At 65.3% G+C, this 24344-nt stretch carries 22 protein-coding genes; 9 read left to right on the top strand and 13 right to left on the bottom strand.

The genetic code is table 11. The annotated features are described in order from the left end of the window. Positions 1 to 32: 32 nt before the first annotated feature. The gene (locus AB5J62_RS36220; protein WP_370944530.1) at positions 33 to 500 is read left to right on the top strand and encodes a hypothetical protein; all 468 of its coding nucleotides are present in this window, start codon (positions 33 to 35) and stop codon (positions 498 to 500) included. A gap of 29 nt (positions 501 to 529) precedes the next feature. Here AB5J62_RS36220 and AB5J62_RS36215 read toward each other — a convergent pair whose 3' ends face one another. Beyond that, positions 530 to 1768 carry an IS110 family transposase gene (locus AB5J62_RS36215; RefSeq protein ID WP_370944529.1) on the bottom strand — a complete coding sequence of 413 codons (1239 nt, stop codon included), beginning with the start codon at positions 1766 to 1768 and terminating at the stop codon, positions 530 to 532. A 248-nt stretch (positions 1769 to 2016) separates the two neighbouring features. Here AB5J62_RS36215 and AB5J62_RS36210 point away from each other — a divergent pair, with 248 nt between their 5' ends. Beyond that, the gene (locus tag AB5J62_RS36210; RefSeq protein WP_370944528.1) at positions 2017 to 2502 is read left to right on the top strand and encodes a YceI family protein; all 486 of its coding nucleotides are present in this window, start codon (positions 2017 to 2019) and stop codon (positions 2500 to 2502) included. Here AB5J62_RS36210 and AB5J62_RS36205 read toward each other — a convergent pair. Further along, positions 2483 to 2980, bottom strand: a complete 498-nt coding sequence (locus tag AB5J62_RS36205) for a methylated-DNA--[protein]-cysteine S-methyltransferase (RefSeq protein WP_370944527.1) — start codon at positions 2978 to 2980, stop codon at positions 2483 to 2485. The two genes, AB5J62_RS36210 and AB5J62_RS36205, sit on opposite strands and share 20 nt — an antisense overlap. Next, positions 2977 to 4419 (bottom strand): DNA-3-methyladenine glycosylase 2 family protein, encoded by a 1443-nt coding sequence (locus AB5J62_RS36200; RefSeq protein ID WP_370944526.1) that lies wholly within the window; start codon positions 4417 to 4419, stop codon positions 2977 to 2979. Before AB5J62_RS36200 ends, AB5J62_RS36205 begins: the two co-directional genes overlap by 4 nt. 105 nt (positions 4420 to 4524) lie before the next feature. On the opposite strand from AB5J62_RS36200, the gene ychF reads away from it, so the two are divergent. Beyond that, positions 4525 to 5607 (top strand): redox-regulated ATPase YchF, encoded by a 1083-nt coding sequence (ychF, locus tag AB5J62_RS36195; RefSeq protein WP_370944524.1) that lies wholly within the window; start codon positions 4525 to 4527, stop codon positions 5605 to 5607. Positions 5608 to 6055: 448 nt separating this feature from the next. Continuing rightward, positions 6056 to 8236, top strand: coding sequence for an AIPR family protein (locus AB5J62_RS36190; RefSeq protein WP_370944523.1), 2181 nt, complete (start codon positions 6056 to 6058; stop codon positions 8234 to 8236). A 53-nt stretch (positions 8237 to 8289) separates the two neighbouring features. On the opposite strand, the gene AB5J62_RS36185 is transcribed toward AB5J62_RS36190, so the two are convergent. The 4 genes from AB5J62_RS36185 to AB5J62_RS36170 form a co-directional block, all read right to left on the bottom strand. Further along, the gene (locus tag AB5J62_RS36185; protein ID WP_370944522.1) at positions 8290 to 9813 is read right to left on the bottom strand and encodes a class I SAM-dependent DNA methyltransferase; all 1524 of its coding nucleotides are present in this window, start codon (positions 9811 to 9813) and stop codon (positions 8290 to 8292) included. Positions 9814 to 9904: 91 nt separating this feature from the next. Further along, on the bottom strand, positions 9905 to 11464 hold the full coding sequence (locus AB5J62_RS36180) for an N-6 DNA methylase (RefSeq protein ID WP_370944520.1): 1560 nt from the start codon (positions 11462 to 11464) through the stop codon (positions 9905 to 9907). Positions 11465 to 11481: 17 nt separating this feature from the next. After that, the gene (locus AB5J62_RS36175; protein ID WP_370944518.1) at positions 11482 to 12888 is read right to left on the bottom strand and encodes a restriction endonuclease subunit S; all 1407 of its coding nucleotides are present in this window, start codon (positions 12886 to 12888) and stop codon (positions 11482 to 11484) included. Further along, entirely contained in the window at positions 12885 to 16565 is a 3681-nt protein-coding gene (locus AB5J62_RS36170; protein WP_370944517.1) for a DEAD/DEAH box helicase family protein, read from the bottom strand. The genes AB5J62_RS36175 and AB5J62_RS36170 overlap by 4 nt, the downstream gene beginning before the upstream one ends. 1025 nt (positions 16566 to 17590) lie before the next feature. Here AB5J62_RS36170 and AB5J62_RS36165 point away from each other — a divergent pair. Continuing rightward, positions 17591 to 17848, top strand: coding sequence for a hypothetical protein (locus tag AB5J62_RS36165; protein ID WP_370944516.1), 258 nt, complete (start codon positions 17591 to 17593; stop codon positions 17846 to 17848). Between the two features lie 563 nt (positions 17849 to 18411). On the opposite strand, the gene AB5J62_RS36160 is transcribed toward AB5J62_RS36165, so the two are convergent. Further along, complete coding sequence (locus AB5J62_RS36160) at positions 18412 to 19374, bottom strand: squalene cyclase (protein ID WP_370944514.1); 963 nt, start codon at positions 19372 to 19374, stop codon at positions 18412 to 18414. 68 nt (positions 19375 to 19442) lie between these two features. Here AB5J62_RS36160 and AB5J62_RS36155 point away from each other — a divergent pair, with 68 nt between their 5' ends. Together AB5J62_RS36155 and AB5J62_RS36150 are read left to right on the top strand one after the other, a co-directional pair. Further along, positions 19443 to 19646 (top strand): CopG family transcriptional regulator, encoded by a 204-nt coding sequence (locus AB5J62_RS36155; RefSeq protein WP_370944513.1) that lies wholly within the window; start codon positions 19443 to 19445, stop codon positions 19644 to 19646. Next, positions 19643 to 20014, top strand: coding sequence for a type II toxin-antitoxin system death-on-curing family toxin (locus tag AB5J62_RS36150; RefSeq protein ID WP_370944512.1), 372 nt, complete (start codon positions 19643 to 19645; stop codon positions 20012 to 20014). Before AB5J62_RS36155 ends, AB5J62_RS36150 begins: the two co-directional genes overlap by 4 nt. A gap of 28 nt (positions 20015 to 20042) precedes the next feature. On the opposite strand, the gene AB5J62_RS36145 is transcribed toward AB5J62_RS36150, so the two are convergent. Together AB5J62_RS36145 and AB5J62_RS36140 are read right to left on the bottom strand one after the other, a co-directional pair. Beyond that, complete coding sequence (locus tag AB5J62_RS36145) at positions 20043 to 21146, bottom strand: hypothetical protein (RefSeq protein ID WP_370944511.1); 1104 nt, start codon at positions 21144 to 21146, stop codon at positions 20043 to 20045. Then, entirely contained in the window at positions 21133 to 21855 is a 723-nt protein-coding gene (locus AB5J62_RS36140) for a helix-turn-helix domain-containing protein (protein WP_370944510.1), read from the bottom strand. Before AB5J62_RS36140 ends, AB5J62_RS36145 begins: the two co-directional genes overlap by 14 nt. Before the next feature lie 177 nt (positions 21856 to 22032). Between AB5J62_RS36140 and AB5J62_RS36135 the strand changes: the two genes are divergently transcribed. Next, on the top strand, positions 22033 to 22251 hold the full coding sequence (locus tag AB5J62_RS36135; RefSeq protein ID WP_370944508.1) for a hypothetical protein: 219 nt from the start codon (positions 22033 to 22035) through the stop codon (positions 22249 to 22251). A 49-nt stretch (positions 22252 to 22300) separates the two neighbouring features. Here the strand turns inward: AB5J62_RS36135 and AB5J62_RS36130 are convergent, their stop codons facing one another. Together AB5J62_RS36130 and AB5J62_RS36125 are read right to left on the bottom strand one after the other, a co-directional pair. Next, positions 22301 to 22753 carry a group II truncated hemoglobin gene (locus tag AB5J62_RS36130; protein WP_370944507.1) on the bottom strand — a complete coding sequence of 151 codons (453 nt, stop codon included), beginning with the start codon at positions 22751 to 22753 and terminating at the stop codon, positions 22301 to 22303. 41 nt (positions 22754 to 22794) lie between these two features. Next, on the bottom strand, positions 22795 to 23382 hold the full coding sequence (locus tag AB5J62_RS36125; protein WP_370944505.1) for an NAD(P)-dependent oxidoreductase: 588 nt from the start codon (positions 23380 to 23382) through the stop codon (positions 22795 to 22797). Positions 23383 to 23477: 95 nt separating this feature from the next. On the opposite strand from AB5J62_RS36125, the gene AB5J62_RS36120 reads away from it, so the two are divergent. Then, complete coding sequence (locus AB5J62_RS36120; RefSeq protein ID WP_370944503.1) at positions 23478 to 23846, top strand: winged helix-turn-helix transcriptional regulator; 369 nt, start codon at positions 23478 to 23480, stop codon at positions 23844 to 23846. Positions 23847 to 24022: 176 nt separating this feature from the next. Here the strand turns inward: AB5J62_RS36120 and AB5J62_RS36115 are convergent, their stop codons facing one another. Beyond that, complete coding sequence (locus tag AB5J62_RS36115; RefSeq protein ID WP_370944502.1) at positions 24023 to 24316, bottom strand: 4a-hydroxytetrahydrobiopterin dehydratase; 294 nt, start codon at positions 24314 to 24316, stop codon at positions 24023 to 24025. Positions 24317 to 24344 lie beyond the last annotated feature (28 nt).

Below are 24344 nucleotides of genomic sequence, written 5' to 3'. Positions count from 1 at the left end.
GAGATCGTGGTCCTCGTCGAAGGAGGAGGACCATGTACGCGACATTCGGCAAGGACACCGGTGGCGCCGCCACCGAGGAGATCCGGCTGCGGCAGGTGGCCGGACCGGGCGAGAAAACGCTGCGGCTGTGGGAAAACGAGCCCGACGGCGGCGGCTACCGGGTGGACGACGACACCCCGATGCGCGACGCCGGCGAGCGGCCGTCGTTCGCCAGTGTGCTGACCTTCGCCGGTCCGGTGAGCGACGCCGTCAAGCAGGCGGGCGACCGGGCGCACCGGGAGCGCGTGGCGCCCGCGATGGCGGATTTCCCCGGCACCGTCCGGGTGCTGGGTCTCTGGGAGCCGCGCGCCCGGCAGCAGGTGGTGGTCGTGCTGACCACGTCCATCGAGTCGCTGGAGGAAGGCGGCAAGCGGATCGCCGAGCTGCCGCTGCTGCCCGGCGAGGACCCACTGCTGCTGCCCGGCCCCGACCACGTCGAGCTGTACCGGGTCGAGTCATGACACCCCTTGTGTCAACCTCAGGATCAGAATCAGGCTGCGGCCTGCTGGTGGGTGTGTTGCTGGGCGCCTGCGTGCAGGGTGGGGTCGTAGGGTGTGCTGTTTTGCCAGCAGCGCCACATCACGCGGATCCAGGCTCGTGCGAGGATGCGGGTGGCGTGGGGGTGGTCTTTGCCCGAGGCTCGCGCCCGGTCGTAGATGTCGGCTGCCCAGGGGCTGGAGAAGCGGCTGTTCGCGGCGAAGGTCGTGATTGCCAGGCGCAGTCTTTTGTTGCAGGCCCACCGGAAGCTGACGCCGCGTTGCTTGCCGGATGCCTTGGTGACTGGGGTGATTCCGGCGAGCGCGGCGATGGCGTCGGGGTGGTCGAACGCTTCGCGGGCGTCGCCCCATTCGGCGAGGATCTGGGCGGCGTTGATGGTGCCGGCGCGGGGGAAGGACTGGAAGACTTCGCTGTCGGGGTGGGTGTCCATCTTCTCGGTGATGGAGCGGTCCAGGTTCTTGATCGCGGTGTTCAGTGCGGTCAGGACGCCGACCTGGGCGAGGACGGCGTCACGGATGCTCTCGGACACGACGGGGTCGTTGGTTCCGGCAGGAGCGGCGCGCAGCCGGGCAAGCAGGACCGCGGCGGTTTTCCTGCCCGAGTAGCCTTGTTTCGCGCAGAACGTGGCCAGTCGTTTCTCGGTCAGGGACGTGGCCGAGGCGGCGGTGGGGTAGGCGGTGAGGAACGCCAGGGCGATCGCGGACTCGATGTTGGCGAAGATGGCTTTGGCGCCGGGCCACTGGGCGTCCAGCAGAGCGGCGAGCTGGTTGACCGCCGCGACCCGGGCATCGACGAGATCACCGCGGCTGCGGACCAGGGCGCGCAATGCCTTGGTATGACTGGACAATGGTGCGGCGGGGCGCAGCCGGTGGAAACGCACGCGCAGGTAGTCGGCGATCACGTGGGCGTCGCCGGGGTCGGATTTCGCGCCGGAAAGGACTTCGGCTTCACGCCAGGTTTTGATCGCGTTCGGTTTGACCGGCAGCACCGGGTGCCCGGCGGCCAGCAGCGCGTCAACCAGTCGGCCGTCCGGGCGTTCGATCGCGACCGGCGTCCGCTCGGGCGGGGCGAGCTTGCTCAGCCGAACGGCCAGCCGGTTGAACCCGGCGGCGGTGTGCTCGATGGTGAACGCGGCGACCTTGCGGCCGTCTCGGTCGAGTACGCACACGGCGTGTTCGACCGCGGCCCAGTCGATCCCGGCATAGAACAACGGCCCGTCATGCTGCGGCAACTATGTCGCCTTCCTGCGTGCAGTCCAGGGCAGGAGCCAGGCGGAGGCGAGGGAACCGACGGCAGAGTGGTCACTAACCGGCGCTCGATGGCGCGTCCCTTTGTCATCGCTTCGCGGTTCCGGGGAAGCCGGGGGCGGCAGTGTCATGAAGGCCCACGAAGGGCGACCACTACGGGCCGTCACCCCGGCTTCCGCCTAGTTCCTACCACAAGCCCCATCGGAGGGCCCGCACGGAAGAGGGTGCACTAGTGACCACCGCGACGCTGCCCCAGGTGGGCAGCTACCAGCTGGTTCCCAGCCTGTCCTCGATCACGTTCGCGATCAAGAAGCTCGGGATCTTCACCATCCACGGCGGCTTCGAGATCCGCTCCGGCCGCGGCGTGGTCGGCGAAGAAGGCATCACCGTCTTCGCCGAGATCGACGCCGCGAGCTTCGTGACCGGCAACAAGCACCGCGACAAGCAGGTCCGCGGCCGGAGCTTCCTCGACTCTGCGCGCCACCCGAAGATCATCTTCGATGGCACGGTCTCGGCGGACACGGTCTCCGGCGTGCTCTCGTTCCGCGAATCGGCCGAGATCGAGCTGATCGTCGACGAGGTGCGGACCAAGGGACCCAGGGTGGACGTGCGGGCGCACGGCCAGGTCAGCCGGTCCGCGCTCGGCGTGCCGACCGGCCGCCCGGTGATCGGCGACCTGCTCGACATCGGCCTGACCGTCAGTTGGACTCGTGGTTGAGCAGCCAGCGCTTGGCGTCCACGCCCCACCGGAAGCCGCCGAGCCCGCCGCCCGACTTGACCACCCGATGACACGGCACGAACAACGCCGCCGCGTTGCGGGCGCAGGCTGATGCCGCAGCACGAACCGCTGCGGGGTTGCCCGCGAGGGTCGCGTAGTCGGCATAGGACACGGGGTGGCCTGCTTTCACGGTTCGCAGGACGTCCCAGGCGCGTTCGCGGAATTCTCCGGATTTCTGACGGACCGGGATCTCGCTGACGGCATCGAGTTCGCCGTCGTGATATCGGACGATCGCACGGGTGACTTCACCGAGGTCGTGTTTTTCGGTGACCGAGGCGGGGAGGAGCGCCGGGGAGATGAGGGAGGTCAGCTCCCCGGCGTCGCCCGTCCAGCCCGACGCCAGCACGGCGCCGTCGGCGGCGACGACGGCGGTGAACGGGCCGATCGGTGTGTCCACAGTGGACCAGTGCGCGGTCATGCTGTTCCTTTCTCGGTGGCCTTGCGCCACAAGTACATTCCGGCGTAGGAGCGCCACGGCCGCCAGGCCTGCGCTCGCTCGCCGAGGTCGGTGATGCCGAGGTTCTCGGCGCCCTTGCGCAGCGCGAGATCGCCGGTGAGCAGCACGTCCGGCACGCCGAGCAGGCGCATCAGGACATAGTCCGCCGTCCAGGGACCCACGCCGGGCAAGGCGAGCAGTTCCTCGCGAAGCTCGTCGGGGTCGCGTCCGATGTGGACCTCGATTTCCTTGGCCGCAAGCTTTTCCGCCACCGCGCGGATCGCGTCGACCCGGCGTTGGGGTCCACGCAGGACTGCGCTGTTCTCGGCGATCTTCGCGGCCGTGGGGAAGAGCGTGGTCAGGTCTTCGTCGGGTTCGCTGAGCCGCTCACCGAGCGCTTCGGCGAGCTGAGCGGTCGTGGTGCGGGCGGCCGCCACGGAGATCTGCTGGCCGATCATGGTGCGGAGCAGCAGTTCTTCGCCGTCGATGGCGCCGGGCACCCGGATCCCCGGCGCGGCCTCGACCATCGGCGCCAGCGCCGGATCGGCACGCAGCACGCGCCGCACGGCCTCGGGGTCGGCGTCGAGATCGAGCAGCCTGCGCACCCGCGAAACGGCGCTACTGAGGTCCCGCAGGTCGGAAAGCCGCAGCTCACAGCGCACGTGCCCGTCAGCTGGCCGGACACGGACCGTGCCCGTCCCCTGCGCGAGCCGCAACGTCCGGCCGTACGCCCCGCTCTCGATCCCGGGCGCCGCATGGTCGGCGAGAAAGCCGAAGACACCGTCGTCGAACGGCTCGCGGTAGGGCAGCCGCAGCGTCAGCTTGGTGCCGCCCTCGACGAACCCCCGCCTGCCGGTCCGCAGCTGCGACGGCGTCGTCGCGAACACTTCGCGGATGGTGTCGTTGAACTGCCGCACGCTGGCGAACCCCGCGGCGAACGCGACATCGGTCAGCGGCAGCTCGGACATCTCGATCAGCAGCCGCGCGGCATGCGCCCGGTGCGCCCTGGCCAGCGCGAGCGGCCCGGCGCCGAGCTCGGCGGTGAGCACCCGGCCGAGCTGCCGTTCCGAGTACCCGAGCTGCTTGGCCAGCCCCGGCACCCCCTCCCGCTCGATCAGCCCGTCGGAGATCAGCCGCATGGCCCGCGCGGCCAGGTCGGCCCGCACATTCCACTCGGGCGACCCCGGCACCGCGTCCGGCAGGCACCGCCGGCACGCGCGGTACCCGCCCGCCTGCGCCGCGGCCGAGGTCGGGAAGAAGCTCACGTTCTTCGACTTGGGCGTCTGAGCGGGACACGAAGGACGGCAGTAGATGCCGGTGGTCCGCACGGCCATGATGAACTGCCCGTCGAACCGCGAGTCGCGCGAGGCGACGGCCCGGTAGCAGCGCTCGCTGTCGCGCCACAGTGTCAGTTCGGTCATGCGATTCACTATGCCAGCAGGTCCAGGCCCTGACTGGCGGAAATCCGCCACGACGTTCCAGGCTAGCTGACGAGGTGGTCCGGCAGGCCCGTAGACTTTGCGGCCGTGAGTCTGACCCTTGGTATCGTCGGCCTGCCCAACGTCGGCAAGTCCACCCTGTTCAACGCGCTGACCCGCAACAACGTGCTCGCGGCGAACTACCCGTTCGCCACCATCGAGCCCAACGTCGGCGTCGTCCCGCTCCCGGACCCCCGCCTGGACGAGCTCGCCAAGGTCTTCAGCTCCGAGAAGACGGTACCCGCCGTAGTGTCCTTTGTGGACATCGCGGGCATCGTCAAGGGCGCCTCCGAGGGGGCCGGGCTCGGCAACAAGTTCCTCGCCAACATCCGCGAGGCCAACGCCATCTGCCAGGTCATCCGCGTCTTCGACGACGAGGACGTCATCCACGTCGACGGCCGCATCGACCCGGCCAGCGACATCGAGACCATCAACACCGAGCTCATCCTCGCCGACCTCCAGACCCTCGAAAAGGCACTCCACCGCCTCGAGAAGGAAGCCCGCACCAAGAAGGAGGCCAAGCCCGCGCTCGACAACGCGGTCAAGGCCAAGGAGATCCTCGACGCGGGCCGCACCCTCTTCCAGGCCCAGAAAGAGGTCGACTTCGAGGCACTGCGCGAGCTTTCCCTGCTGACCACGAAGCCGTTCCTTTACGTCTTCAACGCCGACGAGGGCGTGCTCACGGACGCCGCCAAGCGCGAGGAGCTGACCAAGCTCGTCGCCCCGGCCGACGCCGTGTTCCTCGACGCCAAGGTAGAGGCCGAGCTGCTGGAGCTCGACGACGAGGAGTCGGTCCGCGAGCTGCTCGAGTCCGTCGGCCAGGACGAGCCCGGCCTGTACTCCCTCGCCCGCGCGGGCTTCCACACGCTCGGCCTGCAGACCTACCTGACGGCGGGCCCGAAGGAGTCGCGCGCGTGGACGATCCCGCAGGGCGCGACCGCGCCGCAGGCGGCCGGGGTCATTCACACCGACTTCGAGCGGGGCTTCATCAAGGCCGAGGTCGTGTCCTACGCCGACCTGACGGCGGCGGGCTCGATGGCTTCGGCGCGGTCCGCGGGCAAGGTGCGGATGGAAGGCAAGGACTACGTCATGGCCGACGGCGACGTGGTCGAGTTCCGCTTCAACGTCTGAGCGTCGCTGACCTCGAACGAGCGGAGGACGCTGGACGTGCTGCTCGCCGCGGGCTTTTCCGGTGCCGTGGAATTGCGGGTGCAGGCCGCCACGGCGCAGGTGACCGGTCGCTGCGGCTGCAGCTGCCCGACGATCGACCTGGCGATGGTCGGGCGACATCGCAGGCGGCGGTGGAGAGCCGGGCGGCAGTAGAGGCCGCCGCCCCGGACGGCAGCGGACAAGACGCCGGTTGAGCTCCCGCTGCCCGAGCAGATTCGTGTCGGCTGAGCCGGAAGACTTGCCGGGGCTCTCGGAATCCGCCCCGAGTAGTTGATGACGTGCTGTCCATCCTGGCCGACGTGGGAGTTTCGAGCAGAGGAGCGGCCAGATGCTGGCGCGAGGTGGACACGCTCTATTTCTGCTTCGATAACCTTGACGCTGAAGTCAAGAACGGTGATTGGGAGCGCGGATGGTTAAGGGCGCACCGGGGATGCCCCTTGAGGTGCAGCACATCAGAATCGCCCTGCTACGGGAGTTCGCAGGACGGATCTCCATGGACGACTTCGAGAAGAAGGATTCCAAGGAGCGCGAGACGGCCTTGCTGTCGAGGGCCGTTTCGGCGAAGGCCGCATGCATCCTTGCGGATTGCACCTCGGACGAGGCGGCGGCGTGGGTGATCGACGGCCGGGACGATTTCGGTATCGACTGCGTTGCGTTTTCCGCCTCAGGATCCGAACTCTGGCTGATACAGGCTAAGTGGAAGGACAAGGGGACGGCTGGCTTCGACACGGAGGCGGCACTCAAGCTGGTTTACGGGTTGAAGAAGCTCGACAACCGCGATCTTGACCACTTCAATGAGCGGCTGCAACTGCTCGCCGACCGTGTACATGGCGTTCTCAGGCTGCCCACGTGCAAGGTCAATCTAGTCGTCGCTCTCATGGGAAAGGGACAGCTCTCTCCCGAGACCCGCGACATCCTGGACGAGGCGGCCAACGAGTTCGGCGGCCGCGGCCGGACCGTGGAGTATCGGGTACTGGACCAAGAGGATTTCCACCGGGCAGTCCGGGAGGACCTGGAGCCGCAGCCCATCACTCTCAAGGCCACGATGGACCGCGAGTGGTACAGCCGCGAGAACCCGTACAAGGCGGTGATCGGTGAGATCAGCGCCGATCAGCTCGCACGCTGGTACGGGGGCAAGGGCGGGGATGAAGACCATGACAAGGGGCACGGCGAACGTCTATACGACCGCAACGTCCGCAAGTCGCTGGGACTTACCGGCGTCAACCAAACCATGGTGGAGTCGATGTTGGAGGACCCGGAAGGCTTCCTCTATCGCCACAACGGCATAACGGTGCAGTGCGACCGCGTCGAGCAGGAGTACCACGCCAAGAGAGCGGTAGGCCAGCCCACCACCCTCACCCTGCACAATGCCAGCGTGGTCAACGGCGCCCAGACGGTGTCCTCGGCCTACCGTGCGTACGAGAGGGACCCGGAGGCCGTCGCGGAAGCTCACGTCCTGGTGCGAATCATCTCCCTGGATGGAGCACCGGAAGGCTTCGGCCGTTCCATCACCAAGGCCACCAACACACAGAACCACATGGAGCGCCGGGATTTCATAGCCATCGACACCGTTCAGAGCGAGATTCAGAAGGACTTTCGCCTCTCGCTCGATAAGGAGTACGTCTTCCGGCGGGGCGAACTGGACCCGGCTCCTGAGTCGGGCTGCTCGGTTACGGAGGCGGCCACAGCCCTGGCCTGTATGCACCGGGACTCGTCACTTGCCGTGCGGGTCAAGGGCTCCACGAACGCGCTGTGGGAGGAAGGCATTGGGGGCGCTTACACGAGACTGTTCGGTCAGCAGCCTGCAGCTCAGCAGGTATGGCGCGCCGTGCAGGTCTTCAGGCTGGTGCGGGACCAACTGACCGAGTTACGGACGAGGTTCATCGGACGTCCGGCCGCCGTCGTGGACAGTGGGAGCCTGCTGGTGGCTCATCTAGTGTTTCAGCGGATCGGCAGAGACCGGTTCGACGAGCCGGACGAGGAGTGGACCGAGGTGCTCGCCGGCGTGCCCAGTCAGGTCAGTGCCGTGCTCTCCTGCCTCATCACCATGGTCGACACCCTTTTCACCGGCAAAAGTTACGTCACCAGCACCTTTGCCAACGAAGAGCGTTGCGCGCGGCTGGTAGCCGCAGTCCTGGGCGTCCTCCAGCGCGGCACTGGACCGGACTCCCCTATGAACCTCAAGGCCCTCATGGCGGATAGCGCACCGAAGCGGCAACGTCGGCCCCAAACGGTTCGCCTGCTCGTCGACCACGACGCCATTAGCGACGGCACCCCTCTTGTCTACGCCCCCAGCGCTGTGGAGGAACTGGCCATCGGTGCGTGGCTCGACGAGGATCCCCGTCGGCGCCGGGCGAGCTGGGTGAACGACCGCAAGACGCCCATCCTCTGGGAGGCCGACGGCAAGCGATATTCTCCGACCGGATTGGTCTCCCAGATGTGGAACGCGGCCGACTGGAAAGAACAGTGGAGTGCGGTCCAAGGTCCCAAGCAGTGGATGGTTCCGGGCGACGGGACGCTGGTGGAGATCGCCGAGAGGCTGTGGCAGGACATCGCAGACGAGGATCAGTCGAACGAGGAGGACAGCTAGGCTGGCGCATTGGCGATGGGCGGGACGCGATCAGGGCAGTGATCGCATTCTGCTCACTGTCCTGGCAATGCCTCAGCGACCTGACGGAAGTGGTCTGCTGCCTCGTCGAGCCGGTCCGCCACCTCGAAGGCGATTTCTCTGGGAGACCCGAAAACGTCCAGTTCCGGCATCAGATGGGCCTTTAAATCGAGGCTTGTCTTTGGGCGGGCGAAGAGTTCCGCTACCGAGTAGCGGCGAAAACGCTTCGACTCGGTTCGTGCGGCGAAGCCCCCTTCCACGAGACAGGAGGCGACGAAGTCATCGAAGTCGGCCTCGGTGACCGGGTTTCCGGTGTCGGTGTGATGGTTGCCCGTCCGGGCGTCGTACACCCATAGGTCCTTCGTCGCGGGCTCACCGCTCGGCTTGGGGGCGGACTTCGTGAAGAAGAGAATGTTGGACTTCACGCCTTTGCGGTGGAACAGTCCGGTGGGTAGGCGGAGGAGGGTTTGCACGTCGCAGTTCCTCAACAGGTTCTGTCGTACGACAGCAGCCGCGCCGCTGCCGAACAGCACTCCGTCCGGGACGAAGACGGCCGCCCGCGCGCCCTGCGGCAGGGTGATCGCCAGGTGCTGGAGGAAGTTCGTGGGGAAATCCCCGTATGCCCAGAAGTCGTCGCGCATGGTGGCGTCGGGCTGTACACCATTGCTTTTGAACGGCGGGTTGCAGATGGCCACGGTGGGTGCGATTCCGGCTGGCGACCGAACCACGGGGACCTTGCGCTTGAGAGTGTCGGCGAGCTGGATCGGAGCAGGGGCGGCGAACGGTCGGCCGGTGTGCAGCAGGATGTTCAGCATGCTCAGCCGACACATCTGCGCGTCGAGGTCGGCGCCCGCGAGGGCGGTCGAGGTCAGCTGGCGGTTCGCGGCGAGCATGGCGTTGTATGCGGCGATAAGCGTCGTGCCCGTGCCGCACGCAGGATCTATGACGATGTCCTCAGGGCCCACGCCAAGCACTTTGGTGATCGCATTCAGGACCGGGAGGGGGGTGAGGGTCTGCCCGGTCTCGATCTTCAGGTCGATGTCGTCGTGACAGTCGCGCAGCATCTGCGAGAAGGCGCCGCCCAACTCAGCCTGGGGGACCGCGAGCCAGCGGAAGGGGTCGATCTGCTCCACGATCAGCTTGTTGAGCTCGGCCATCCGGTCGAGCCCCCAGAGTTGGGCGTCGCGAAAGACGACACTTGCGATCTGCCGGTCAGGGCGGCCAGTGAGGTTTTGGTTGCCGAGATCATCCATGAGATCGGCGAGGCGAGTGTGCAGGGCGTCACCGCTGAGCAGAGCCAGATCCGGCCAAGTATCGCCGGGCGCGACGGGCGAATGCGCGAACCGGCCTGAGCGCTGGGCGCGCTCGTGGTCCAGTTTGAGGAACAGCAGGTAACCGACATGCTCCACGAACTGGAGGCGGGTGATGGCGCGGGTATTGATTCCTTCGCGGTAGAACTTCCAGAATCGCTCGGCTATTGCCTCGCCCTTCCAGCGGCTCTCTTCTGTTATGCCTCCTGTTGCCATCGCCCCGTTGTCTCGGCCGAGCCCGTTGACCATGTCTCCCCCAAGTCCTTCTGTGAAGTCCCAGACGGGCCGCCTATCTCTACACTAAAAGATAGAGGGGCACGCCTCTCGTTCCAGGCCAGGTTTACCGCTCCTGGGTTGTGCCGTTGTCTGTCGTGCCGACCTCGGAAGCCCTGGTACTCGCGGCCTTCTTCAACGCCTGTGCCACCGCGGTGAATTCGGCCAAAGCCGTCTCCAAGTCCTCCACGATCTCCTGCGCGATCACCTCTGGAGGTGCGAGCGTGGCAGTTGAAGTGGACGACTGAAGCACTGTCAAGTCGAGGTTCACCTTGTCACGGGCGATCAGCTCATCGTACCCGTAAGAGCGGAAGCGCTCACTTGGCTTTCGGGCCGAGTAGTTCGCACCACCGGAATGGAAGGCGGCGACGAACTCGTCGAGGTGCTCGCGACGCAGGGCACGTTGCTTGAGCGTAAATCTCTGGTCGGTACGAAAGTCATATACCCAGAGTTGCTTAGTCGCCGGTTTGCCCCCGGAGCGTGGAGGGCGCTTGTTGAAGAACAGAACGTTCGCCTTGACGCCATTGGCGTAGAAGATGCCGGTGGGCAGGCGCAGCAGCGTGTGGACGTCGGTGAGGTCCAGCAGACGACGGCGGATCTCCGCGCCCGCACCGCCCTCGAACAGCACGTTGTCGGGTAGGACCAGGGCGGCCCGGCCGTTCGTCTTCAGCAGGGTGTAGATGTGCTGGACGAAGTTGAGCTGCTTGTTCGTGGTCTGCGTCCAGAAGTCCTTGCGAGAGGTGTACGCCTCGCCTGTGACCGAGCCGACGCCGAACGGCGGGTTGGCCAGCACGATGTCGTAGAACTTGTGCGGCGACTTTGCCAAAGAGTCCTGGATGGTGATCAGCGGGCGGGCCTCGGACGTGCCGATGCCGTGCAGCAGCATGTTCATCAGGGCTAGCCGGGCCGTCTCCCGGACCAGTTCGTAGCCGGTGATGGCACCTGTCTGGAGCTTGCGTGCATCGTCGCCGTACAGCTGTTCTTCGTAGCGCTCGACGATGTGGGCATGCGCGGCGATGAGGAAGCCGCCGGTGCCGCAGGCGGGGTCGGTGATCGACTCGCCGGGGCGCGGCTGCAAGCAGTCGACCATGGCGTCGATGAGCGGGCGAGGTGTGAAGTATTGGCCAGCGCCCGTCTTTCGGTCCTCGGCGCCACGCTGGAGCAAGCCCTCGTAGGCGTCGCCCTTGAGGTCCTGGTTCTCGCGGGTCCAGATATAGGGGTCGATCAGGTCCTTGATGAGCCGTTCTAGGACGGCGGGCTCGTGGATCTTGTTCTGCGCCTTGGTGAAGACCTCACCGAGCATCGTTCCGCCCTTGCGGCCGAGCTGCCGTAGGACGTGCTCGTAGTGGTCCAAGAGGTCCTCGGCCGAGCGGCTGGTGAGACTCGGCCAGTCCAGACCCTGCGGGACGAGCGGCTCCTCCGGCAAGTTACGGCGGAACTTGGCTGGTCGATTGGCGCGTTCGTCCGCCATCTTCAAGAAGAGCAGGTACGTCAGCTGCTCGACGTAGTCGAGGGTGGAAACGCCGGAGTGGCGTAGCAACTCACAGTACGACCAGAGCCGGTTCACGAGCGTTGAGGTCGTCTCCCCGGCAGAGCGGCGAGTCACTGGAACGGTGGCGTTGTTCATGAGGGTCAAAGTGGTGCTCATTGGAAGAGTTCTTCCTGGCCAGACGGGGCGGAGCGCGGCTTGCGGGAGTCACGCATATGAGATGCCTCCCGAGCGGCACGGATGCGGTCGAGCAGGGCTGAGGCTGGCTCGTCGGAGGGGGATTGCGGGACGAGGCTGCCGCTGAAGGCGGCGTTGAGGAGGGCAGCGCGGAGTTCCGTGCTCTCGGTCTGAGCCTCGCCGACCGATGCTGCCAGTGGGGCTATGGCAGCTTCCTGTCGCATCACCCACTCGATTGCCTCACGTTGTTGGCGAAGTGAAGGCACCGGGAAATCGACATTCGCGATCATCGCTTGATCAATCTTCGGCATAGAACCGGAAAGGCCGCGCGCATTTTGACGGAAGTGAAAACGGATCCGGTTTGTGCGCAAGGCCAAGGCGGCGTACTCGGGCAGTACTCGAGTCTGGTCAACGCGCACGCGAATGAGAAGATCAGGATAAATCGCCCAATTGTTCTCGCCGCGGTAAATTGCGGACGTGCCGACAAGTTCGGCGGAGTTGGAACGCTGAACGAAAATGTCCTGATCTTCGAGCCAGAGATTCTTAATTCGATTTGGATCTGCGCTTGTGGTTTTGGTGAATTGTGAGCTGAAATCGTTTCGCGTGACTGCGGTAAGAGTGAGTGTTCGAATGCCCGTTCCGTCGGTTGTCGCCTTGGCTGACACGCCATTGCGCAGGGGTTCGCTTAGGAGGTCCTGCAAGCGTTCCCAAGGGGCGTTGGAGTGTTGAGATATGGTGGTATCGGCGATGCTGGAGCGGAGGTCTGATGCCCGCCTGGTTGCCTCGATCAGTGCATCTTCGCCGGCCTCGATGTGGTTGATCTGCTGTTCAACCTGTACAACGATCCGGCGCTGCTCGGCAAGCGGGGGAACCATGATCTCCGTATCAAGCAATACTTTTCTGGATACACTTGCCTGATTGACGTGGTTATTGAGTACGGTCTTGAAGTATCCGGAAGCCCAGAGATAGTGGAGCTGAATTGCCAGGAACTTTCCGTCAAGAGCATTCGGGCCGCGCAACCTCGTCATGTGATTCGAGTAAGCAACTGGCTCGAGCGAGTCGACCCAAGCTGTCTTTCCTACCAGTGCCGGGCTGTTGGTGTTGTTGAAGAGAACGTCCCCGTACTCGATTCGTCGATCCGACTCGTCATCCACATATCGGACGTCGGACAGGTCGATCGCACCGTTACGCGTGATGTTCATCGGCCGAAGGTGCACGATGCCGTCACCGTCACGATTGTGCTTGCCGCTCGCGAAACCTGGCTGGACGTCGACTCCGAGGTCGCCTAGCGTAACTCGAGCCCACCCCCGAGGCAGCTCCCCGGCGCCTCCACCTGGAAGCTCCTTCCGGCTGTCACCGGAATCCGCACCCAGCCCCAGTGTCACGCGCCCAGCTCCCTGTCCAGCTCGTCGAGGATCGCTTCCGCTCGCTCCTCGCCGAACTCCGCGAGGAATCCGTCCGTGCCGTTCCTCTTTGTGAACGGAGCGTAGTCGAGGTCGGCCGTATCGAAGCGTACACGTTCGACCGTCGCACCGACGATGTGGTCGAGCCACCAGCGTTCGGTGTCGGTGAAGGTCACGCCAGCCTGTGCTTGCCGGGCCAGCCAGGCTACGTACCGCCCCTGTACGGCCTCGTCGTGCGGGCGCGGCAGGGCGACGCCTTCGTCCGCGCCGCCCGCCAGTTCGTACCGAAGCAGAGTCAGCAGGTCAGCGGCGGTTCGGGCGGCGGACCGGTTCGCCGCTACGGCCTCGCCCACCTGCTCGTAGCAGCGCCACAGCTTCTCCGCCGTCCAGGCTCGCGGCGGACGTGCCACGGCCCGCGCCAGGTCTTTCAGGCGCTGCAGAGCCTCTCGGGGCGGTACGGGTGAGTCGGCCGTGAAGGCGAAGGAGAGGGCTGCCATCTCGTCCTGGTGCTCGTTGACATACAGCTGCCAGCCGCGGACGACCTCGCGTGCCGTCGACTCGTCCTCCAGGACGGCGCCGGCCGACAGCAGAGCGTCGCGGCTTGTCTCGTCGTAAAGAATGTCCTTCGCGCGGCGCATCTCCAGCAGGCGGTTGCGGAGCTCGGGGTTCGAGGCCAACGGGCGTAGTGCTCGTTCAGTCACGTCTCGCAATGCCTGGTCGGGGTCGAGACCGAGGCGTTCGGCGGCCTCGCGGGTTTTGGCCTGCTCGTCGATCGAAACGGCGTCAACCATCTGGTGCAGGATGTGCTTAAGCGGCACGCCGCCGGTGAGCGCCTCGATCTCGGCGTGCTCTTCGTCGGTCATCTGGAGGTCGAGTTTGGCCAGACGCGAGGCCAGGGTCGAGACGTGACTATCCTCCGCGACACCTCGGGCGGTCAGGCGAAGGAGCTTCTCAAGGCTGAGGTCCTTCTCCGTGTGCTGCTCCAGTGGGCCGGCGTCCACCTTTGGCTTCTGTGTTACGCCGACCGCGTCGACGATGACGAAATGCGTCTTCGGACCGACGCCTGGGGTGACGCGCTCGAACTCAGTCAGGGAGAGGGTGCGGGCGCCGCGGCCCTTCATCTGCTCGAAGTAGGCCCAGCTCTTGACGTCTCGCAGGAAGAGCAAGCATTCGAGGGGCTTGACGTCGGTGCCCGTGGCGATCATGTCCACAGTGACGGCGATGCGCAGCTGCGGTAGGTTGCGGAAGTCGGAGAGTCGTTCCGCAGGCTTCTTCGCCGCGTGCGTGATCTTCGTACAGAAGTCGTTGCCCTTGCCGAAGACATCGCGAATGACCTCGACGATCTCCTCGGCGTGATTGTCGTTCTTAGCGAAGACGAGCGTTTTGGGGACATACATCTCGTCCCACAGCAGTTCGTCGTTCTCCTTGTCGCGCCTGGCGCGACAAGGAAAGATCTCGGTGAACAGGCGCTCGCGGAAGGTAAGGATGACAGTTCGTAGCTGGTCCTTGCTGATCACGCCGACGCCGACGTCAGTCGCTCCGTAGGAGATGTCCTCGTCGAAGTCCTCGTAGCGCTGGCGGCGGGTGCGGCGGTCGCGGACCGGAATGGTGCCGCGCGCGATGACGCCGCCCTCACCCGTTATCTGCGTCAGGATTTCGTACACCTGGAAGTCGACGTTGACGCCGTCGGCGACCGCCTCCGGATAGGTGTACTCGCTGACCAGGTTGCCATTGAAGTAGCCGAAGGTCTGCGCGACGGGTGTAGCGGTGAGGCCGACTACGGGCGCGTCGAAATACTCCAGAACTGAACGCCACTTGCCGTAGATGGAGCGGTGGCACTCATCCACGACGATCAGGTCGAACGACTCAGGGGGGATGCTGGGGTTGTAGCCGACGCGGATGTCGCCCGCCACGTCGTATGCATACTCCTCCTCCCCATCTTCGCCTTGCGTGGCGGGGACGGTCGTGCCCGTCAGCTCCATGTACATGCGCTGCACCGTGGAGACGACGACCTTTGCGGAGGGGTTCATGCCCTCGGCGCCCAGGCGCTGAACGTTGAACAGGTCGGCGAAGGTACGGTTCGTGTCGGGCGTCGTGAAGTTCTCGAACTCGTTCTGCGCCTGAGCGCCCAGATTGTTCCGGTCCACCAAAAATAGGACCCGCTCGGCCTGCGCGTACTTGAGCATCCGATAAGAGAAGGTGACCGCTGTGTATGTCTTGCCGGCGCCCGTCGCCATCTGTACGAGGGACCGGGACTGGCCCGTGCCCTGCTGACCCTTGCTCAGCGCCACGGACTGCTCCACGCCGCGCACCGCCTTGATCTGGGCAGGCCGCAGGGGGCGCTCGTCCAGCTCGGGCATACGCAGGCGTAGACGGGCGCGGTATGAGGGTGCCTGAGGGTCCTGTTCGGCCTGCCGGATCCAGCGGGACAGGGTGCGGGGCTGGTGGAAGGAGAAGATTCGCCTGCTGCGCGAGTCGGGATCGAGAGTGTTGCGGCAGCGGGTCTCGCCACCGTCCGATACATAGCGGAATGGCAGCGGGGTGCGCCAGGCAATCAGACGTTGTTGTGCCTCGGTGGGGTGGTCAGCATACCGGTCTGCCTGGGCCTCGGCGGCTGTCAGGTCGGCGCCCTCACGCTTGGCTTCGATTACTCCAACGAGCTTGCGCTCCACGTACAGGGCGTAGTCGGCGCGGCCGGTGGCGGTAGTCGTCTCGCGGACGGCGACACCGCTGCCACGACGGTCCCCCTGCACATACAGGTTGAGGCTGCCGCTGGCGTCCTGGACGCTCCAGCCCGCTTCGGTGAGCATCTCGTCGAGACGGGTACGTACCTGTGCCTCGGTCAAAGGCTCGCGGGCCGCCTGCTCTGCGTTTTCCAAGAGACGGGCACGCTCGGCCACCGCCTGGGACGCGGCAGTGGGGTCGGTGACCTGCTCACGGAGTAGTCGGGCGTCGACCGCGGACTGGGCCTGCTGGAGCGCCGCGAGCTGGTCTTGCAAGGCCGTAACCTGGCGGGTGAGTTCCTCGCGCTCCGCTGCTGCGTCCGCGAGTTCCCTTTCCGCCGTGAGGCGGGCTGCCTGTTCTGCCTGAGTCTGGGAGGCCTGACCCTCATACGTCAGGCGGGCTTCTTCCAGCGCGCGTCGGGTCTCCTCCACTTGCGCACGCAGGGCGATGTTCTGCGCGGCCGGGGTGCGTGCGGGGTCTGGTGGCACAAACGTGCGCTGTTCGCGGGACCCGGTGATCAGGCGGTGGTACCAGACGCCGAGCCGATGACAAGTCCGTAGGGCTCGGAAGGCATCGTCGTAGTTGCCGTAATTGTCGTGGTTTGCCTTGTTACCGAGAACGCGGACCTCGTGGAATGCAGGTCCTACGTTGCCGTGCAAATACCCTTCCCTGTCGAGGGCCGCCAGGCGCTCGACCTGTTTGCTTCCGGTGAACTGGACACGGCCCCGGTGCACCAGGTCGGAAGCGAGTGCCTCACCGAACTGTCGGCACTTGATCAGCGAAGTGTTCGGGTCGGTGAAGACATTGGCTTCGGCACCCGAGCCGTACGCAACGAGCAGCGGCAGATGATCGTGTAGGAACCCGAAGTTACGTGAGGTGCTGGCGAGCTCGGCAAGTCTTGAGTCCGGCGCTTGCGCCGCGTCACCTGCGCTCATGAAAGGGGTACCGTTCTCCTTGGGCTGCTGTACGACGTGGAGGGCTCGGGCTGTTGCGGGTGCGACGAAGGGATCAACAAGCCTAGTGGCGAGCGGTCGCTGGCGCCAGGAGCTTAATGTTGCTTGGAGGTCGCAGTGACTGCGACGCGACCCTCGCTGCGTTGGACAGCAGGGGGCGCAAAATTTCCAGGCCCTCTGGCGACGCGGGGCTTTGATAGAAGGTCACGGCCCGGAGTTCATGAGACACGGTCGGTGGCTCTCTTGTCGCCCTCAGATTGGGCGGGGCTCCGCAGCGCCAGTTGGAATCGGCCGGAACACTCACGACCCCTGGCCTTCGACGGTATTCGTTCGCTTCAGTGTTTAGACGCCGATCGCAACGGCATAGCAGTGCTGCGACTCTGCTCACAGCGCTGCTATGTCGAGGTCATCTGCGATGCGTCGGAGTGGTAATTCGGGACCGTTGTCACGCCATACTTCGGTCCAGCCGCCCTGCAGGAATTCCCTAGGGGCGACAAACTTCTCGACGTATTCGGCGACCATGGCCAGTCCCGCTGACTCTACTAGGTGTGTAGCCCTGCGGTCTCTGATCCACGATGCCGTTTGTGGTCGGTGAACCTGCGTTCACTGCTGCTGTGCGTAATGTCGACTTTCCGTAGACCCAGATGTGGAAAATGATCACGTCCTCGATGCAATGAACGCACAGGCCCGGCCTCTCTCGGCGGTTCGCGCTCGTTCTCGCGCAGCCTGGCGAGCACCTGCGTGCGATCTTCACGGGTTGCAAGGTGCAGCTGCGCTACGACAGTTTGGTCGGCGGTGGCGGGGCAGGACGGGCGGACGTGGTGTGTCTCGACGGAGGTGCGGCCTAGCGCCGCTTCAACGTCTAGCTTGACCAGGCCATTGTCCTGTTAAGTGGTCGCCTGTAACTAGTTGTTACTTTCATTGGGCGCACGATAGAGTGCGCCCAATGAAAGTAACGCCGAGTATGCTTCCGCTGCCTGCGTTCGCGTACGCAGGGTGAGCTGCTCGTGCTTCTTTTGCTTCACCCCGAGCGCGAGTACAGCATCACCGAGCTCGCCGAAGCCTGCGGAGTGACGCACACGGCCATCGTGCGCGAGGTCGACCGCCTGGTCGTCGGCGGCATCCTGGACGATCGGCGGGTGGGGCGGAACCGGCTCGTCAAATCGCGGTCACGTTCGGGCCGCTGCTCGCGGACGCTTTGTCTCAGCTCGCCGGGGTCGGCCAGGCTTATTCTACGGATCCTGGGCGGCTCGCTACAGCGGTGAGCCAGGACCGCCACCCGGCGATATCGACGTCCTGGTCGTCGGCACTCCCGACGCGGACGCGCTTTTCGATCTCGCCGAACTAGTCGGCCGCCGGTTGAGCCGTGAAGTCAACGTCCACCGGATCTCTCCGGAGTCGTGGACGGCGAGCACCGCGGATCCGTTCCTGACCAGCGTTCGTGAACGTCCGCTGGTTCAGTTGAATCTCGATCAGGAGACCCGATGACTCCGTGGAACCAAGGGCGCGCCACGGTCGACGCCTAATCGCGCGCGGCGCCATCGAACACGTACCGGCTTCCCAAGAGGCTGCCGAGACTGAACTCGTCAGGGCTCGCACTCATGTCGCTTCGGCACGGCAAGTGCTTGAGATGGATCCGGAAGGCGCCTACACACTCGCCTATGACGGTGCACGTCGTGCCTTGGCGGCGATCCGACAGAACCAGGGCCTGCGCGCGACGATCCGTGGCGGTTGATCTGTCCAAAGTGGAGGTGGTCATCGAAGTCGCGGAGAAGGCGATCCCGAACATGTCACGCTATTGAGCTGGTCGTGAGTGTTGCCAACGGTTCTAACCGTCGGGAACACTCACGACCCCTGGGGCCCACCAAGCGAGCACTCGGGTGCCGAACAGCGTCAGCCACTTCGACGGCTCGCCCGAAGGTACGTCGACCTCGAACCACACCCGCCCAGGTTGTGGGGCGCCCTGAAGCCAGGTCCCGTCCGGTTGCCGAGCAGCCTGGATGGTCTCGATCGCGCCTGCCATGCGCTGGTCGGGCGGCGTGCCGTCGAGCAGCGAGGCCTGACGGAAGTACTCGGCCGCGTTGAGTGCGCTGTAGGACCAACGGAACGGGTACGCGAAGTTGCCCACCCATGGCCCCGGCGCCTCGCCCGTGGAGATCCGCCGGATGAGGCCCCGACGCAAGAGGTACTCCTCGCCCGAACGCCGGGCGGCGCGGGTCTCAGAGCCTCCGGTCGTGGCTTCGTAGGCGAGCAAAGCCTTGAGGGAGTTGAGGGTCGAGTGAAACGACGAGCGAGTTGAGCCTTCGACCCACTCGCAGTTCCATCCGCCGTCGGGCAGCTGGTGTTCGAGGAACCAGTCGACGATGCCGGTGATGTCGGCGCCGAGCCACAAGCCGTTCGCGACGGTCCAGGCGTTGATGCAGCAGTCGACCTCGCCGCCCCAGTACGGCAGATCTTCGTACTCCCAGCGGCTGTTTTCGGCGAGCAGTTCGGCCGTCCCCCGCAGGATCGCGGGGTCGAGGCCCCACTCGCGTAGTGCGTTGAGCGACCAGGTGGTCGCCGTCCAGGGCTGGCCCGGTTCGGAGCGGTCGAAGTCCGCGGGGAAGAACGCGCCGCCTGCCCATTGACCATCCGGGTCTTGGCGGGCGAGGAGGCGTGCGCCGAAGCCTTCTGTCGCGATGCTGGCGCGGGTGGCTTGCCAAGCCGGTTCGTGCAGGAGGTCGCGCTCGACTTGCCAGCGTAAGGCTGGGTCTGAGTCACGAAGCCATTCGATCAAGGCCTTGCTCGGCATGCCGCGACTCTAGTGCGGCCTGTGCAAGCTTGAATCGATCTTGATACCAGAGTGGTATCGTCGACCGTATGGCAATGACCTTGAGGCTGAACGAAGAGCAGGAGCGCGCGCTCGCGATGCTCGCCGAGGTTCAGGGCGTGAGCAAGCACGAGGCCATCGTGCGCGCGATTTCCGAGGCCGCCGCGCGTTCTGTGCGTGACGACCGGGTGCGGGCGTTGTCTCAGGATGGGCGCTCGCGGTACGCCTCCTTGCTTGATCGACTGGCGCAGTGACTGTCGAGTACCTCACGCTGGATGATCTGCTGACGCTCGCGGCCGATCTCGGCGTGTCCAAGGTTCGTGATCTCGGGCTACTCGACGCGGCCGCGCATCGGCCGCAATCCTCGCTGATGGGGCAGGACGCTTATCCGGGTATTCACGAGAAAGCCGCGGTGCTGCTCGAATCGGTGGTGCGCAACCATCCGCTGATCGATGGCAACAAGCGGCTTTCGTGGATGGCGATGTTCGTTTTCTACGGGTTGAACGACCTTGATGTGGACGCGCCCGAGGATGACGCCTACGACTTGGTGATCGCCATGGCCACCGGCTCGATCAGCTACACCGAAGCCGCCACACGTCTTTCGGGATGGACTCGGCGCTGAGGTTTGTCCGGGCAACACCGGGCAATGATCAGAATTCGTCCAACTCTGGATCGTTCGGCCTTGGCTCAGCGAGCTTGCTGAGGGCGGTTCTCACCAGTGCGGCGTCGGCGAACATCCGCCAGGATCGATGGTGTTCGGGCATCGCGTCCAGCGCGATTCGAAGCCGTTTGCGGTCTTTGGGGCGCAATGACCTCGTCATTGACCGGTACGCTGAGGTCTCCAGCGCGATCTTGCCCAAGACCACGATGTCGTCGCGGTGACGGTCGGTGTCGCGGCCGTCGACCGCGGCAGCGGCGGCTTTGGAGATCAACGCGCCTGTCAGATCGGGCCTGCGGACATGGCCGAGTCGTTCACCCAGCCGGACCGGCACGCGTTCCGCTCGGATCAAGGCTTGGTTGGCGCCGGGAGTCTCCAGTCCGAGACGGCCCGATCGAGTTCGCGGGGCGCCGCGCTGGCGGGTCACTTTCTCCGGTAGTAAAAGGTCTATGGTCGCCTGCGCTCGCTGGTAGCGGTAACCGTAACCGTCGAAGGTATTCGCCTCGATGAATCCGAGTCCGTCGAGTACGGTCGCCGCCTCTTTCAACGCGTCACGCTGAAGCCATACGCCCAAGACGACGTCGGCGTCGTCAGTCGGCCGGATCGCGTCGGTTTTCGCCTCCGCGCACCACAATGCGACCATTTGGCCACCGATCAGGCACCAGTGCGCGCGCATTGCCCGGTCGAGATCGAGAACAGCGGCCCAGGCGGCGTGTTGGGCCGCGGGCATATGTGGCAGTTCGATGGGGCCGCGATCGATCGTCACGATCCGAGGTCCGAGCCGACGGGCGAGGTGCTGCCAGGCCGCCGCGTCCGTTGTCGTCATCGGTGGAGGAGCTGAAGCGAGTGCCTGCAATCGTGGCCGGAACAGATCCTCGGTGGTCTGGTCGATCGGGGCCATGCGCAACCGTTGCTCGATCAGCAGGATCGTTTGCGACGCGTCGCCGGTCAATGTGGTTTCGGCGGTGCACGAACTCCCGTCGGCTATCTCGCGGTGCTGCCGCTCGACTTCGGCGGCGGAGATACCCGCATACGTTGACAGCGTCGCGACCAATAGCCCCGCCAAGTCAGGGGTAAGTGATTCATCGGTGTTCATACGTATCGGCCAACGTTCTCCGCAGGAGGGTCGCTCCGGCGGTTCGACTTCTGGTGTCCTCGCTTTCGAGTAAATCTACGGCAACGACAAGTCGCGGCGTTACGGATACGCCCTCGATCGTCCGTGCTGTCACTAAGTGCCATTGTTCTGTGTCATCGACTTTGTGTATGACCAAGTTTCCTTGGGGATCTTCGAGCAGGAAGAACTCGTCGACGAGCTGGCGTGCCTTGGTGTGGGTCACGTAGATCTCGGCTTCGGTGCCATGGCCGATTCCGGCGCTGTATGCACTGGCACCACTAATTCCGCCCATGACCACGTCCTGGTTCGACAGCAATTCCGTGATGTCGGTCTTCGAAATCCGAAACCTGGTCATCGACGCCCGGGACTGAAGCCACCATCGAAAGATCTGAGCCTCTTCCTGATCGTGATGCGACAACCGGGTGCGTAGCCGTGATCGTTCGCTGGATTTCAGCCAAGGCGTGGCCTGGCCGTCCAGGAGTGCTCCGGCCGCCCAGGAGACCCGGGTCGACAGAGAGCGCCCCCGCATGCCCGCGACCGCCGCTCGACGTCGTTCCAGTGCCGCGGTGTTGACCACCCACACGGAGCCGATGCGGCGCCCGGCTAGCTGACCTGCGGAAAGCAGGCTACGTACCCGGCTCGGGTGTACGCCCAGGCTGTCAGCGGCTTCCTGGACGCTGAGGTGGGTCATGTGCACAAGAGTAGCGACTGCGCTATAGAAGTGCTAGCCGCGCTGATGGGGGTTGGTGCTGCTGTGAAAGCTGAGGGTGACCACCGATCCGGGGCAAGTCGGCGATGAATACCGTTTTCACGGTCATGATCAACTGGTCGGCCGGGCAGATCGCCCGCCACGCCACAGGGAGAGATCATGATCCGCAGGATGCTGACCGTCGCCGCACTCGCCGCCGGGCTCGCTTTCGTCGGCGCCGCGACCGCGCAGGCTGAGCCAAGAGGGTGCGAGCATAGTAATTATTGCCAGCTCGGTAGTGCGCTCGGTGTGCACGGCGTTGTCGGGAATGTTGCCGACGACCTGAGTTCGGCGCTTTGCTTCGCGCTGGACGATGTTCTCGGCTGGCTGCATGGGTAAAGGGCTCGTGCGCGTTGCGGGCGGTTAGAACCGCCCGCAACGCGCACGACTAGCCCTCGTAAGGCGGAGCTTCGCCCCAACCCCAGCGTGGAACGGGCGCGCGGGGCGGTGGTGTCGCGCCCGGTTGCGAGTTTTCCATGCCGATTCGCGAACCCCATTCCACGTAGGCCACGAAGGCCGAGCGGAATTCGGGGTCCGAGGGCAATCCGGCCTCGTCGGCGGCCTCCGAGATCAGGCCGACCCAGCGGGCGCGCTGCTGTGGCGTGATCGAGAGGCCGAGGTGGTGGCTGAGCATGGCCGGGTAGCCGCCATTCGAAGCCGTGTAGGCGGCAGGACCGCCGAAGACCTCGCCCAGCCAGAGCGCGACGTGATGCGGGTGGTCCGGGCTCATGGTGGCGAACACCGGTGCCAGCACGGGGTCTTGGTGGACGTGGCGGTAGAACACCTCGGTGAGGCGGTCCAGCGCTTCGGCGCCGCCTGCCCACTCGTAGAGAGTCTTCATGATTACAGGATTACACCGAAAACCCCCTGGTGGGGCTCCGCTTAAGTGGAAAGCACCGAGACGACCTCGCGGTGGTGCTTGGGTGTCTCGGCCTCATCGAGCACCGCGAGCGCGAAGTCCTCGTAGGTGATGCGCTCGTCCGGCAGGTACTGGGAACCGCCGAAGCGGTAGCCGCCGCGTGGTTCGCCGCCGTGGTCGAAGTCGCCGACCGGGGCCATCCAGACCCAGTCCGGGCCGGTCGACGCGCGCAGCACTTCGAGACCGGCGAGGTGGCCGAGGCAGAACGGTTTGTGCTCGGCCGGGAAGTCGGGTGAGTGGACCGTGTCGTCCAGCAGCACCGAAAGGCCGACGACCACGATGCGGCCGGCTCCGGAGTCCAGCAGGGTGCGCGAGGCGGCCGTGTAGAACTCGGTCGCGTCGACCGTGAGGTCGCCGACCGTGCTGATCGCCACGTCGTAGGCCGAGAGGCCGAGTGGCTTGGTGACGTCGGCCGCGCGTGCGGGTACGTCGAACGAATGCCGGGCCGGGTCGCGGACGAAAGCCGTGACCTCGTGGCCGCGGCCCGCCGCTTCGGCGACCAGCCTGCGGCCGGCCCTGCCGCCTGCTCCGAGTACCGCGATCTTGCTCATGCGTGGACACCCTATCTGCTAGAAAATGGCTTCTGAGCACGACGGTATCCACGGGATACTGGTTACTTCAACGATACTTGACTACGCTCGGGAGAGTGCTGGAGCCACTCGACCCCGACCTGTTCGACCCGGCTTGCCCGTCGAGCGTCACGCCGTTCCGGATCGGGGACAAGTGGTCCGGGATGATCATCATCTGCCTGGAGGACGGACCCAGGCGGTTCTCGGAACTGCAAGGCCCTATCAAGGGCGTGACGCCCAAGGTGCTCACGCAGACGCTGCGGGCGCTGGAACGCGACGGCATGATCACGCGCACCGCGTACCCCGAAATCCCGCCTCGGGTCGAGTACGAGCTCACGCCGCTGGGGCGCACGCTGTTCGAGCCGATCGCGGCGTGCCGGGAATGGGCGGCCAAGTACCTGCCCGAGGTGATGGCCGCCCGCGAAGGTTTCGAGGCGGCCGACTGACTCAGGCTGCGAAGCCCAACATCACGAGCGCGAGCAGGGTGATCGCGGTCGCGATGAGGGTGACCCAGGTGCGCTGGGCGGGGGAGAGCACGTGCATGACAGATCCTTCGCGAAAAGTGGGATTCCGCAGTACACAGCGCCTTGATCACCGCTTTTGTTAGCGCCTGTGCCCGAAATCACCCTGCCGTCGCGAGCAGCTCCTCGATCTGGCCCGCGAGCTGGAAGTCCTTCTCGGTCAATCCGCCCGCCGAATGGGTGCTGAGCCGGAAGAGCAACGTCCGCCAGCGGATGTCGATGTCCGGATGGTGGTCGGCGGCCTCGGCGAGGTCGGCGACCCGGTCGACCACCTCGATCGCCTGAACAAAGCTGGCCAGCTGTGCTTTTCGCCCGATCGAGTCGCCGTCACGCCGCCATTCGGGCAACTTCGCGAGTGCTTGGTCGACCTCTGAGTCACTCAATAGTTCCGCCATGACTCCATGGTGGGACAGCTACGGCTAC

This window comes from Amycolatopsis sp. cg5, from assembly GCF_041346955.1.
In the GTDB taxonomy this organism is placed as follows: Bacteria; Actinomycetota; Actinomycetes; order Mycobacteriales; family Pseudonocardiaceae; genus Amycolatopsis.
The sequence above is the reverse complement of the archived record's forward strand: the minus strand, read 5'-3'. Positions and strand labels throughout refer to the sequence as shown.

Excerpts from the sequence above, each read along its gene's own strand:
- AB5J62_RS36220 (WP_370944530.1), top strand. The coding sequence starts at position 33 with ATGTACGCGACATTCGGCAAGGACACCGGTGGCGCCGCCACCGAGGAG.
- AB5J62_RS36205 (WP_370944527.1), bottom strand. The coding sequence starts at position 2,980 with ATGACCGCGCACTGGTCCACTGTGGACACACCGATCGGCCCGTTCACC.
- AB5J62_RS36200 (WP_370944526.1), bottom strand. The coding sequence starts at position 4,419 with ATGACCGAACTGACACTGTGGCGCGACAGCGAGCGCTGCTACCGGGCC.
- AB5J62_RS36190 (WP_370944523.1), top strand. The coding sequence starts at position 6,056 with ATGGTTAAGGGCGCACCGGGGATGCCCCTTGAGGTGCAGCACATCAGA.
- AB5J62_RS36185 (WP_370944522.1), bottom strand. The coding sequence starts at position 9,813 with ATGGTCAACGGGCTCGGCCGAGACAACGGGGCGATGGCAACAGGAGGC.
- AB5J62_RS36180 (WP_370944520.1), bottom strand. The coding sequence starts at position 11,464 with ATGAACAACGCCACCGTTCCAGTGACTCGCCGCTCTGCCGGGGAGACG.
- AB5J62_RS36170 (WP_370944517.1), bottom strand. The coding sequence starts at position 16,565 with ATGAGCGCAGGTGACGCGGCGCAAGCGCCGGACTCAAGACTTGCCGAG.
- AB5J62_RS36160 (WP_370944514.1), bottom strand. The coding sequence starts at position 19,374 with ATGCCGAGCAAGGCCTTGATCGAATGGCTTCGTGACTCAGACCCAGCC.
- AB5J62_RS36155 (WP_370944513.1), top strand. The coding sequence starts at position 19,443 with ATGGCAATGACCTTGAGGCTGAACGAAGAGCAGGAGCGCGCGCTCGCG.
- AB5J62_RS36145 (WP_370944511.1), bottom strand. The coding sequence starts at position 21,146 with ATGAACACCGATGAATCACTTACCCCTGACTTGGCGGGGCTATTGGTC.
- AB5J62_RS36140 (WP_370944510.1), bottom strand. The coding sequence starts at position 21,855 with ATGACCCACCTCAGCGTCCAGGAAGCCGCTGACAGCCTGGGCGTACAC.
- AB5J62_RS36135 (WP_370944508.1), top strand. The coding sequence starts at position 22,033 with ATGATCCGCAGGATGCTGACCGTCGCCGCACTCGCCGCCGGGCTCGCT.
- AB5J62_RS36130 (WP_370944507.1), bottom strand. The coding sequence starts at position 22,753 with ATGAAGACTCTCTACGAGTGGGCAGGCGGCGCCGAAGCGCTGGACCGC.
- AB5J62_RS36125 (WP_370944505.1), bottom strand. The coding sequence starts at position 23,382 with ATGAGCAAGATCGCGGTACTCGGAGCAGGCGGCAGGGCCGGCCGCAGG.
- AB5J62_RS36115 (WP_370944502.1), bottom strand. The coding sequence starts at position 24,316 with ATGGCGGAACTATTGAGTGACTCAGAGGTCGACCAAGCACTCGCGAAG.